This is a genomic window from Peribacillus sp. TE19612, assembly GCF_056279465.1.
In genome coordinates, this window is sequence record NZ_JBWCCL010000014.1 from 1 (window position 1) to 12223 (window position 12223).

Below are 12223 nucleotides of genomic sequence, written 5' to 3' on the forward strand. Positions count from 1 at the left end.
AGGTAAAATTAAAAGACCTGAGTCCGATAGAATACCGAACTCAGGTCTTAGAAGCTGCTTAAATTATATGTCTAACTTTATTGGGTCAGATCAAGCTTGCCTACAGTCCGAGAGGGAACAAATATCCCCTCTTTATTTAATCGGTGCGTCATCTCTAGATCTGCTTGCTGAAGTCGCGCTGCGCTCCCCTATAGCTTCCGATGATATTTTGATAACCAGGAAGCTGGCTGGAAAGTAAAGCACCAAAACCTTCGACATCGTTGCGCCAATCGCGTTGTAATTCGCATGCTACGCTAAACCAGTTCATAAGCTGCACACCGCCATGGGCCATACGCGCTAATGCTGCATCAGCTACTTGTTTGCTGACTGTTCCAGACGCATCAGTGACAGCAAATACTTCATAACCGGCGTTCAAAGCGGATAGTGCCGGGAAAGCGACGCAGACATCTGTAACCACGCCCGCGATGATTAGTTGCTTTTTTCCAGTTTCTTCGATTGCTTTAACAAAATCTTCATTATCCCATGCGTTAATTTGTCCAGGCCGAGCTATTTTTGGTGCGTGAGGAAAAAGTTCTTCCAATTCTTGCATGAGCGGTCCGTTTGGTCCGTTTTCAAAGCTTGTCGTTAAAATGACTGGTAAATCAAAAAACTTTGCTGTGTTGGCAAGGGCCATGACATTGTTCTTGAATTCATCAACACCATAATCACGCACTAGCCCGGAAATAAGACCGGTTTGATGATCCACCAGAAGAACGGCAGCATCATCTTTGGAAAGACGGGAATAGAGATCAGACATTTTTAAAGTCCTCCTTTTATTAAAAGCTATCGAAGAAAGTTCATATGTAGGGAAATCCCCCAACTCCTCCGTTGGTTCCAATCAGTTTATGACTTAACTGATTGTTGTTCTAAGTTTATCTATAAACTTATAGCCTGTCAATCATATATATAGTAAGAATCATTGATTATTGATTAATCTATAGCTGGAGTGTGATCGATCCAATGAATGAATTGTTGTAAATAACGCTCAAGATAACGTTTTGTTTGATCGTCGGTAAGCACTTTCCGATCAGAATCAATCTTTTTATGTACTTGCGAAATCAGCATTTTTTGAAATGGAAGGACATGTACTTGCATGGCTTCCAGTACTTGCCTGATTTGCATTTGAGCAAATGCAGTACCCATTCCACCTGGAGTAGCTCCAATCAGGCCAACTGGTTTTTGGGTAAGGACGGCGGACTCCCGAGGTCTTGATGCCCAGTCCAATGCATTTTTTAATACACCTGGCATTCCAGAATTGTACTCTGGACTTACGATAATGATACCGTCGACGCCCTGGATGGCGGATTTAAATGATGTCACTGTTTCTGGAACCCCACTTATTTCTAGGTCTTCGTTAAACAACGGAAGATCATTAATTTCGATCCAGCGAAATTGATACGAATCAACCATATCCGTCAATGATTGAGCAATGATCCGATTATAAGAATTTTCACGTAAACTACCGCAAATAAGGCCGATGGTTCTGGTCATCTACTTCCCTCCCTGTTTGTCTCCTATAGTACCATAATATACCAATGTTAAAAAAGTAACGTTATTCCTAATTACACGCTTGTATGTACTAAATTTGGCTTAACTTAATATTGGGTTAAAAGACATTCATATCTTACCCCAAAGTTATATTGGCCCCTTCCTTTTTCTGAATATTTCCAACATACTATAACCTATAAGGCGTTGGGAGGAGTACAGAAATGGATGAAAAGAAAGTTACATGGTTAGAGCTCTTTTATGATTTGTTATTTGTGGCGGCCGTTGCGGGCGCAACTCATGTTTTACTGCATGTTGAAGATGGATATATCCATCCAGAGTATTTATTAAAGTTCGTGCTGATTTTTATTCCTATCTGGTGGGCTTGGGTAGGGCAAACCATATTTATTAACCGGTTTGGAAAGGATGTATTTCATCAACGGCTATTTTTAATATTGCAAATGTTTTTTGTCCTGATCATGACATCAAGCTTATCTGCTGATTTTGATCCTTATTACCTTTCTTTTTTAATTGGTTATATTGGTTTAAGAGCCGTTACTGCTATCCAATATCTTGTTGTACAGCGGATAGAAGAGGGATTTCGAAAAAAGGCAGCACTCTTTTTGGGAAGGTATTTTTGGATTGGAATCGCCATTTCATTATTCTCCGTTTTTTTTGATTCTTGGCTTCGGTATGCTGTGTTGTATTTGGGCATCCTGGTCGATATCATTGTCCCGATCCTTGGAAGAAAGTGCTTAGAAAAGGTGCCTACAAATACGGCCCACCTGTTGGAGCGCTTTGGCCTATTTACCATCATTCTCTTTGGGGAAGCTCTTGTCAGCACGCTTGCGGTCATTCAACCTAAACAAGGAAATTGGGATTCGATTGCCTTCTCCATCATTTCATTTGCCCTGATAATAGCCATGTGGTGGCAATATTTCGATAATATGGACAAGAAAGTCGACAAGTCTGTACAATCTTCCGGCCAAATCATCATTTACGGTCACCTGTTTATTTTAATGTCTATAAGCATGATTGCAGCAGCCATCAGGTTATTGTTTTTACATGAGGTCCATTATTCATTTATCCTCTATTTTGTTTTTGGTTCCGTATTGCTCTATTTCATGTCAGCCACATTTGTTTTCCACCAATATAGACATAAGCACCAGCGGTTGCAAATATATCATTTAGGGTTATTTTTAGGGATTTTAGCTGTCTTTTTTATTTTTAATTTGTTTGTCGGGGTACCGAATATTGTGATAATAGCCGAATTAACACTGTTCTTTATCATCTATGCTAAATTAACGACTACATAATAAAGGAATCAAAGAAACCAGTATCATACGATAATACTGGTTTCTTCATATGGAAGTTGGAATTTTTTGCATTTGACACACAATTGGTTTATTCATAAACTGATTGGAACAAAGAAAGTATGAGGTGACATTCATGCATCCCTCCACATCTAATAATGAGGAAAGACTAGGTTTAATGTTATGGTTCCGGATCACACGGATATATAACCAGAGTATCCGGGAATCCAATCAACATTTAAAGAAATGGAATCTATCGGCAGCCCAATTTGATATCTTGGTTCAAGTGGGTTCCCATGAACGATTGTCTCAGCAAGAACTGGCAAACAAGCTTTTTGTAACGAAAGGCAATATCACTCAACTATTAAGGAAAATGGAAGAGTTGGGATTGATTAAACGGGAGCAGGAATGGAAGACAAAATACCTGTCATTGACTGAGCAAGGTAAAGAGTTCTTTCATGAAGTCGTTCCAAAACAAGAGCATTTTCAGGCGTCACAGTTTGCCAACTTGAATGAGACGGAAAAACAGCAGCTATTGGATTTACTTAGTAAAGTCCAAAAATAAGAAAAACAGATCACCCGTTTGAAAGGTGATCTGTTTTTTTATTTTTGTTACTTCGGTTTTTTCATGAACAATGAAAGCACCACATTCACGATGGCGAAAATCAAACTAATTTTAAATACAAGTGATGAACCAGAGGCAGCAGCTGACGGTAAATCATTTGCCACATCATTCAAGTAGCCATTTTGCTTCGCAGAGAATAGAGACACCATGACCGCTATGCCAATTGCCCCCGATACTTGTTGAGATGTTTGCGTAATCGCAATGCCATCCGGATAGAATTGTTTTGGCAATGCATTCAATGTATTCGTTTGTACGGAAGCAAGTACCATGCCAATGCCAAGCATCATCACGATATGCGTAACAACCATGATCCATAGTGCTGTGTCCGTTCCATACATTGCATATAGCCCATAGCCAATGACGACCAGAATCGTTCCTGGTGTAATTACGGAACGTGGTCCATATTTATCGAATAGCCGGCCGATGATCGGGGCAAAAACACAGTTTAATAGACTGCCTGGCAGCATGATCAGCCCAGTGGCGAACGCAGATACCAATAGCGCCATTTGCATATACATGGGTAACACAACCAGCATCGATAACATGTTAAGGAACGTAATCATGTTCATCGCTAGACCTAGCACAAATAACGGGTATTTGAATGCTTTTAAATTCAACATTGGGTTTTCCATCTTCGTTTGACGGATTGCAAAGAGAACCAGGGCGATCAATCCAACGATGATCGTGCCAATTACCGTCATACTCGTCCAACCATGATCCCCGCCTACGCTTACACCGTATACAACTCCACCAAAGCCAATCGTCGATAACACGACTGACAAGATATCGATTGATACATTCCTGGTTTCATTGACATTCGGAATATAGATATAGCCGAAGATAAGCGAGAATAACAAAAATGGAATCGTAAACCAGAATATCCAAGGCCATGATAGCGTATCTAAAATCATCCCTGCCAATGTAGGACCGAATGCTGGACCCGCCAAGATGACTAAGCCCATCACGCCCATTGCCCCGCCGCGGAAGAGCCATCGCTTTTTTAGACATGATGAACCTTAAACGTTCAACCATTAAGGAACAGTTAGATCAACCAGAATTTCAATCCATTCAGCAAATCTTAGTCGGTGAATTAAAAGCGATTGATATGTTAATCAACGAATTCATTCAATTATTTGAAATACAAGAAAATGAAGAAGCAGCCGAAAAGGGCAATGAAGAAAAGGAAACTTCCAATGAGAAAGGAATGGAAATGAATGAAACAAATTAACAGTTATATCGATTCATTATTTTATACTAAAGATGATCTTTTGGAAGAAGTCATTGCGTCCATACAAGAAAACGGAATGCCGTCCATTTCGGTATCTCCCTCATCTGGAAAACTTCTTACCATGCTTATATCCATTTCAGGAGCTAAAAATGTGTTGGAAATAGGCGCTCTTGGAGGCTATAGCGGGATTTGCCTTGCCAGGGGATTCGGCAGCGAAGGAAAATTAACCTCCCTTGAATTAAAGGAGGAATACGCAAAATTGGCTTATCGCAAACTAACCAAAGCTGGCTTTGGCGATCAAGTATCCTATATGACCGGAGAAGCCCTGCAAAGCCTTGAAAAACTCGCTCGTGATAACAAGAAATTTGATTTCTTCTTTATAGATGCTGACAAGGACAATTATGAAAATTACCTGCAATATTGCATTAAACTGGCAGAGTCGGGTGCTTTAATCGTCATGGATAACGTACTTGCAAGGGGCAGAGTCGCAGATCCAGATGCTGAACCTAAACGTCACACTGCCTTTATGAAGTCATTCAATGAAACGGTGGCCAAACATCCTCAACTGCAATCCATGCTAATCCCAATTGGTGATGGACTGACCCTTTCAAAAGTAATCGATCAAACTAACGAGTAAATAGTGCAAATTCACGAGTAAATTGCTCGAATTCACGAGTAAATTGCTCAAACTCACGAGTAAACTGCCCAAATTCACGAGTAAACTGCGAATTCATGGGGATATCGCACGAACTCTTGATTTTATCGACCAAACTTTGAACTATATCGATCAAACTTAAGTTTATATCAATCAAACCAGAGTTTATCGATCAATCTCTCGAGTAATGTGCGAATTCACTAGTAAAACTGCTTAATTCACGAGTAAACGGCTCAAACTCACGAGTAAACGGCTCAAACTCACGAGTAAACTGCCCAAACTCACGAGTAAACTGCTTAAATTCACGAGTAAACCGCCCAAACTCACGAGTAAACTGCCTAAACTCACGAGTAAACGGCTCAAACTCACGAGTAAACGGCCCAAACTCACGAGTAAACGGCTCAAACTCACGAGTAAACGGCCCAAACTCACGAGTAAACTGCCTAAACTCACGAGTAAACTGCCCAAACTCACGAGTAAACTGCCTAAACTCATGAGTAAACCGCCCAAACTCACGAGTAAACTGCCTAAACTCACGAGTAAACGGCTCAAACTCACGAGTAAACTGCCCAAACTCACGAGTAAACTGCTTAAATTCACGAGTAAACCGCTCAAACTCACGATATTGTCACACAAATATCCTTTTCATGAAGAAAAATAAAATGAATTTCTATATTCTTGAATGAAAATGATTTTTATTATCAATAATAAAATGAAAGAAGGGTAACCAGTTGATGGTTACCCCCGATGTTTTAAATTTCTGGATCAAATGTTTTGCAATCCGTTTCTTTGCTATTTGATGCTTGCTTCCCTTTATGGCTGACAACATAAATAGCATCTGCACTGCATTTGTTTCCAGAATCCCAATATTTACAATTATTCACTTCACATAGAACATCTTTTGCCATCTTATCACACCTCCTCATTTGCTATCATTAACAAAGTTGGGGTTATTGATACTTTCCTTTTTCAGGTTTTGGTGTCTTAATTTTAATTGAGGGCGTCATAACGTACAAAAATCCGGGCAGTTTCCGCCCGGATTTTTTGTATGCTTATGCGGATCTTTTCAATAGTTCTGCTTGAGGGATTTTCCAAAGCTCCCGCCATTTTTTCAAGGCGGCAACCAGGATGATCAAGCCTAGGATTAACATGGTGATCGATAGTATTCCGTTCAAGATGCTGAATCCTGCAGAGTCCGGGTTCAGGTATACGTTTTTCACCATCCAGTACCCTGCTACATTGACTGTTACATATAAGTAGGCAAGGGGTACGAGGCATGTCCAGATATACCAGCGTTTGTCTGCGATTTTCAGTACGACGGTCGCACCGATGATGAGTCCAATCGAAGCCATAAGCTGGTTGGATACGCCAAAGAGTGCCCAGATCGAACCGATGTCCCCAGAGTAAAGCAGATATCCCCAGATAAAGCAGGCTAATGCGCTGGCGAATATGTTCCCCGGCAGCCAGTCGACTCGTTTTAATGGTTTATAGAACTCCCCGAAGAAGTCCTGGATTAAGTAACGGGCAACACGTGTCCCTGAATCGATGGCAGTCAATATGAACACCGCCTCGAACATGATGACGAATTGGAAGAAAAACGATGCCAGTTTGTCAAAGAAGGGTATTTCGGTGAAAATATAGGTCATGCCGACAGCAAGTGTAACTGCCCCGCCTGTCCGTCCCTCCAGATTAATGCCGATTTCTTCACTGAGTTCGTCAAGGTGTACGGTTTCCATACCTAATGTTTGAAATACTTCAGGTGTGGAGTTAATCGCAAAATAATCTCCTGGCTGCAATGAAACCGCAGCAATCAATGCCATGATGGCAACGACACATTCCACAAGCATCGCTCCGAAACCAACGGATTTGATATCACTCCAACGGTTTAACATTTTTGGAGTTGTGCCGGATCCGACAAATGCATGGAATCCTGAAATCGCGCCACAGGCAATGGTGATTGAAATGAATGGCCAAACAGGACCGGCTACAATCGGGCCCCCGCCATTAATGAATTCGGTAAACGCAGGAAACTGGATTTCTGGATTCACTACGAAAACGCCGATAATCAATGCGGCAAATACACCGATTTTCATAAATGTACTAAGGTAATCACGAGGTGCCAGCAGCAGCCAAACAGGCAAGGCGGCAGCGAAGAAAGCATAGATCGGCAAAATGATGGCAAGTGTGCTCGCCTCAAGTGTCAATAAGTCGCCAAATGCCGTTCCTTGAATGTTCGGCCCAAGTAAAATTGCGGCCATGATGAGCCCGAACCCGACGATGGTCGCCCCTTTCAGGTTGCCGGTTTTTTTATGGTAAAGCCCTACACCCATGGCGATCGGAATGGTTATCCCGACAGCGAACGTCCCCCATGGATTGTTTTCCAGAGCATGCAGAACGACCATTGAAAGTCCTGCCATCGTGATCGTGATGATAAAAAGCATCGCGAGTCCTGTACAGAAGCCTGCTACAGGTCCAAGTTCTTCTTTCGCAACTTCCGAAAGGGATTTGCCGTCTTTACGCATCGACGCGAAAAGCACGACGGCATCATGGACGGCTCCCCCGATTACAGCCCCGATCAGTAGCCATAATAAACTTGGCAAATACCCGAATTGTGCAGCAAGGATGGGTCCCACCAAAGGACCAGCCGCTGCAATGGCTGCAAAATGGTGGCCGAATGCCACCCATTTATTTGTTGGAACATAATCTTTTCCATCTTCTAATTTATGGGCCGGAGTCGGCTTGGAATCATCAAGTTTTAATACTTTAAGTGCTATGAATGTCCCGTATAAACGGTAGGCAATCATTAATATACAAATGGAGCCTATGACAATTGTAACCGCATTCATATTTGAACCCCCTCTATTACTTACATCGTAAAAAAATGATATCACAATGAAAGCGAATACAATGGGTTTTCAAGTTATAATGCAGATATCGAGGGATGGACTGCATTATGATGAAGCTAAAATGCAGAATTATGAAAATTTTTAAAAACCGATCAGCTGCTTTAGCTCCTTCACATACGTCCGGCTTACCGGGATGTTTGATCCGTCACTCATAATGAGATTATAAGTCGAGTTGAACCAAGGCTGTATTTCGGATATATGGATGACATTCACGATAAAACTGCGATGCACCCGTAAAAATGAGCGCTTATCGAGCTTCTTTTCAAGCACGATGAGAGGGTCGCCGATTTTATATTCATTTTTCCCGGTTTTAATGACCGTCTTTCCTTCCACGAGTCCTATGAACAAAATATGATCCCGGTCGATCAAAACGATCCGATCATCTATCACTACAGCCAATTTACCTGTCTGTTCCACCGCCATTCGGCTGGCGGGAGCTTCTGTTCCGGATTCGTCTTTCCCGATTTGACGCTGCTTCATGAGCTTATCCAAAGTTTGACGTATCCTTTTTTCATTAAAGGGCTTTAATAAATAATCAAATGCATATAACTCGAAGGCTTGGAGGGCAAACTCATCATAAGCGGTCGCAAAAATGAGCGAAGGTGCGGGGTCAAGTTCCGCCAATTGCTTAGCCAACTGCAAACCATTGCCATCTGCAAGCTCAATGTCCAAAAAGACAAGTTCAGGTTTAAGGCGGGAGATATCCCTCATGGCATCTTCTATCCCCTCGGCCTCACCCACGACTTCAACTTGCCTACTTCTCTTCAATAGATATTTCAATTCATCTCTAGCCAGTGGTTCATCCTCTACGATAAATGCTTTCATCATCGTTGCCATACTCCTTTCTCGCTGAGTGGTATTGATATGTTCACTTTGGTTCCGTGTCCCGCTTCACTTTCGATCGAGAGGCTGGCCTGACCTTTATAGATCCCTTCCAGCCGTTCACTGATATTATGAAGGGCCGTTCCTGTTCCCTTAGCCGATTCTACAGCATGCTTGCCCAATTCATCTATTCTCCCGCCCGGAATCCCTTTTCCGTCATCCTCCACAACAATGTGCATCGCATCGTCTTTAAAGTATGCGCGGATGATGATTTGACCTTTGTTTTTCACATGTGGAAATGCATGGTGTACCGCATTCTCAACAAGTGGCTGCAATGTGAATGGAGGGATGAGAACTTCCTTAAGCCTTGGCTCAATGCGATAATCGATATGATATTTATCTGGAAAACGCGCCTGCTCCAGTGATAAATATGCGTTAACATGCTCTAATTCCTTTTCAAGCGGCACCAGTATTTGTCGGGCCCCTTGTAAATTAGAGCGAAAAAAGGCACTGAGCTCCTGCAATAAACTTCTTGCCTTCTCGACATCCGTCCGGCATAGAACGGATATCGTATTGATTGCATTGAATAAAAAATGAGGATGGACCTGTGCCTGCAATGCTTTAATTTCAGCATCTTTCAATAATTTCGTTTGCATTTCCGCTTTTGCCAGTTCCAATTGAGTGGAAAACAGCTTGGCCAATCCTTCAGCTAACTCTTGTTCCACTTGGCTTAATTTATCCGGATGCTTGAAATACATCTTCAAAGTCCCGACCGTTTTCTGTTGGACCTGCAACGGCAGGACTACGGCCGCTTGTAATGGACATTGATCATGAAAACAATAAATGTCCTTTTTTGTTTTGGCCACGATGATTTTCCCTTGTTCAAGGGCCTGTTTCGTTAAGCCTGTCGCTATCCCCACCTTAGGGACATGGTGATCTGACGCAGCACCAACATGGGCAAGCACGCTATGTTCATTGGTAATGGCCACGGCATCGGCTTCAGTCAGCCCCAAGATGATTTGGGCTATTCTCTTGCATGAAGTTTGATTCAAACCTTGCCGGAAAAAGGGCAAAGTCTGATCCGCAATCAGGAACGCAAGATTGGTTTGTACGGCCCGTGTCCGTGCTTCGTCCCTTGTGATCGACTGAATGATGAGCATGAAAAGTAAAGTCCCGAATCCATTGATGATGATCATGGGAATCCCGATTACTTGTACGAGCTCCCATGCCCTTTCAAAGGGGTTGGCCGTCACCAGGATGATGCCCATTTGGATTGCTTCCAATGCCATGCATATGGGAAGGGCAAACCAAGGGGTGATCGTCCCATGCTTTCGCCGCCTTTTCCCCAAAAGACCTGATAAAACCCCAGCCAAAATTGCAGCGATCGCACAAGCCCCCGCCGTAAAGCCCCCGAGAAAGTAACGGTGAAGCCCCGCAATCAAGCCTACTCCCAACCCAACAAAGGGTCCTCCCAGCAGACCGCCGATAGCCACGCCCATAATTCTTGTGTTGGCAATCGCGTTATCGGGAGCAATCTCAGCATGCCAATCACCATCCGGCATGGCATGAGTTCCGATTTCGATTCCTGTATAGTTACTTATGATGCCGAATGTTCCAAAAAGTGCGATAAACATGATTTTCTTCGACATTTCATGTTCATGGCCTATCATTTGCCGAAAGGGTTTCATATAAGAAAGCAGGAAGGCAGCAATTACGATGATCCCCACTTTTTCAAACAGCGACGGTAATAAATCAACCAAAGCATTCACCCCATTTCTGGCTTTTTCATTCATCTTACACCAGCCATGAAATCCTTGTCGAATTTTGTTTTTACGATTCCAAAAACATGGAAAAAATGAGGGACCATATCGGAGAAAAAGCTAGATTCAATCTAAAAAAAATCCTATAAATACCAAGACTTTTTCAATAGAAAGAAATCATTTTTTCAGAGTCGTTATCGAGGAATCGGACATCAGGGACCAAAGGCAGTAATTGAATTATTTATTAACATCCTTTGGCCCCCTTTGAATCAGATCGCTTTTTTTTCAATATTCCGATCACCAACAATAACACCGGGAGAAGAAAACAAATGGTTAAGGAAAAGGGCGTCCATGCTTTTACAGTATAGTTTTGACTATGTACTGTATTTGGATGTGTAATGATGGAGAAGGCAAAAATTAAAAATGCTAATGGGAAATGAAGAGGTTTGTGATTTTTTAATCCCAAAACTTGAGCTAACCCGAGAGACAGTCCATAATAACAGATCGTTAGCTTGAAATACACGGATAGAATCCAAATGAAGGCTACAGTGACTTCAATACGCTCCAAAAAATCACCAACACTCATCCTCTTTCCCAATCTATAGGAAGGATGGTTTTGCAGTGCGGTTATATCAATACCCAATACGAGGATAGAGAAAATGATCACTAAGAATAGAACGAAGCCTCCCAATAATGTTCCTCGATAAAAGTTCTTTTTCATTTCATCCTTTTCATTTACATAGGGCATGATCATTAAAAAGAAAACGAGCTGTACATACGGGAGCGCTAAAGTGTGATAGGAGCCCTTAATAATTGGTTTCATGCCTTCTTCAAAAATAGGTTGAATATGTTCTACTTTGATTTCAGGGATAAGAAGTAAAAATAACATGAAAAGCATAAAGACAATCCAAGGAAAAAAGATTAATGCAGTTCGACTGATGACTTCCAATCCTAATCGTACACCGATTATGCATGTCAATAAAAAAAGAATCATAATCATTTCAATAGGTGTTCCAACCAGGATTTGCGTCGTTGAAAAACTTCCAATTTCATACAATAAAGCGGACAAAAGGTACAAAATATAAAAAAGAAAGAGCAGTGCCGAAACTTTCCCAACCCATTTTCCCAATATTTTTTCATTAACTTCGACATAAGTCTTAGAAGGATAAATCGAGGCTAATTTATTATATAAGAAAACAAAACACAAACTAACGAGAGTAGTTATTATATAGGAAATCCAGGCATCCTGCTTTGCTAAATGGACAAGCAGCGCAGGTACATTGAGTATCGAACCTCCTATTGTAAAAATGATGACCAATATAAGAAATTCTCCTGAGCTAATTTTGCCTTTCTCGAGCATAATCAATAAATCCCCCCTAAGACAAAATCC

13 protein-coding genes are annotated in these 12223 nt (G+C 41.7%); 4 read left to right on the forward strand and 9 right to left on the reverse strand.

Features of this window, described 5'->3' with window-relative positions:
- Positions 1–154: 154 nt before the first annotated feature.
- Both ycaC and ACZ9AO_RS21455 read right to left on the reverse strand, forming a co-directional pair.
- Positions 155–796 (reverse strand): isochorismate family cysteine hydrolase YcaC, encoded by a 642-nt coding sequence (gene ycaC / locus ACZ9AO_RS21450; RefSeq protein WP_048681500.1) that lies wholly within the window; start codon positions 794–796, stop codon positions 155–157.
- A gap of 173 nt (positions 797–969) precedes the next feature.
- Positions 970–1530 carry an NADPH-dependent FMN reductase gene (locus ACZ9AO_RS21455; protein WP_251542332.1) on the reverse strand — a complete coding sequence of 187 codons (561 nt, stop codon included), beginning with the start codon at positions 1528–1530 and terminating at the stop codon, positions 970–972.
- A gap of 218 nt (positions 1531–1748) precedes the next feature.
- Here ACZ9AO_RS21455 and ACZ9AO_RS21460 point away from each other — a divergent pair, with 218 nt between their 5' ends.
- Together ACZ9AO_RS21460 and ACZ9AO_RS21465 are read left to right on the forward strand one after the other, a co-directional pair.
- Positions 1749–2840, forward strand: coding sequence for a low temperature requirement protein A (locus tag ACZ9AO_RS21460; RefSeq protein ID WP_063594736.1), 1092 nt, complete (start codon positions 1749–1751; stop codon positions 2838–2840).
- Between the two features lie 133 nt (positions 2841–2973).
- Entirely contained in the window at positions 2974–3402 is a 429-nt protein-coding gene (locus ACZ9AO_RS21465) for a MarR family winged helix-turn-helix transcriptional regulator (RefSeq protein ID WP_202312082.1), read from the forward strand.
- Positions 3403–3449: 47 nt separating this feature from the next.
- Here ACZ9AO_RS21465 and ACZ9AO_RS21470 read toward each other — a convergent pair whose 3' ends face one another.
- Positions 3450–4424 (reverse strand): MFS transporter, encoded by a 975-nt coding sequence (locus ACZ9AO_RS21470; RefSeq protein ID WP_476110468.1) that lies wholly within the window; start codon positions 4422–4424, stop codon positions 3450–3452.
- 8 nt (positions 4425–4432) lie between these two features.
- Here ACZ9AO_RS21470 and ACZ9AO_RS21475 point away from each other — a divergent pair, with 8 nt between their 5' ends.
- Positions 4433–4690 carry a hypothetical protein gene (locus ACZ9AO_RS21475; RefSeq protein ID WP_476110324.1) on the forward strand — a complete coding sequence of 86 codons (258 nt, stop codon included), beginning with the start codon at positions 4433–4435 and terminating at the stop codon, positions 4688–4690.
- The gene (locus ACZ9AO_RS21480) at positions 4677–5327 is read left to right on the forward strand and encodes an O-methyltransferase (RefSeq protein ID WP_476110325.1); all 651 of its coding nucleotides are present in this window, start codon (positions 4677–4679) and stop codon (positions 5325–5327) included. Before ACZ9AO_RS21475 ends, ACZ9AO_RS21480 begins: the two co-directional genes overlap by 14 nt.
- 231 nt (positions 5328–5558) lie before the next feature.
- Here the strand turns inward: ACZ9AO_RS21480 and ACZ9AO_RS21485 are convergent, their stop codons facing one another.
- The 6 genes from ACZ9AO_RS21485 to ACZ9AO_RS21510 form a co-directional block, all read right to left on the reverse strand.
- The gene (locus ACZ9AO_RS21485; RefSeq protein ID WP_476110326.1) at positions 5559–5966 is read right to left on the reverse strand and encodes a hypothetical protein; all 408 of its coding nucleotides are present in this window, start codon (positions 5964–5966) and stop codon (positions 5559–5561) included.
- A 131-nt stretch (positions 5967–6097) separates the two neighbouring features.
- Positions 6098–6253 (reverse strand): DUF1540 domain-containing protein, encoded by a 156-nt coding sequence (locus ACZ9AO_RS21490; protein WP_065421101.1) that lies wholly within the window; start codon positions 6251–6253, stop codon positions 6098–6100.
- 144 nt (positions 6254–6397) lie between these two features.
- The gene (cstA, locus tag ACZ9AO_RS21495; RefSeq protein WP_048679266.1) at positions 6398–8191 is read right to left on the reverse strand and encodes a carbon starvation protein CstA; all 1794 of its coding nucleotides are present in this window, start codon (positions 8189–8191) and stop codon (positions 6398–6400) included.
- A 141-nt stretch (positions 8192–8332) separates the two neighbouring features.
- The gene (locus ACZ9AO_RS21500; protein WP_476110329.1) at positions 8333–9079 is read right to left on the reverse strand and encodes a LytR/AlgR family response regulator transcription factor; all 747 of its coding nucleotides are present in this window, start codon (positions 9077–9079) and stop codon (positions 8333–8335) included.
- On the reverse strand, positions 9076–10833 hold the full coding sequence (locus ACZ9AO_RS21505) for a LytS/YhcK type 5TM receptor domain-containing protein (RefSeq protein ID WP_476110470.1): 1758 nt from the start codon (positions 10831–10833) through the stop codon (positions 9076–9078). Before ACZ9AO_RS21505 ends, ACZ9AO_RS21500 begins: the two co-directional genes overlap by 4 nt.
- Before the next feature lie 244 nt (positions 10834–11077).
- Positions 11078–12193, reverse strand: coding sequence for a GerAB/ArcD/ProY family transporter (locus tag ACZ9AO_RS21510; RefSeq protein WP_476110472.1), 1116 nt, complete (start codon positions 12191–12193; stop codon positions 11078–11080).
- Positions 12194–12223 lie beyond the last annotated feature (30 nt).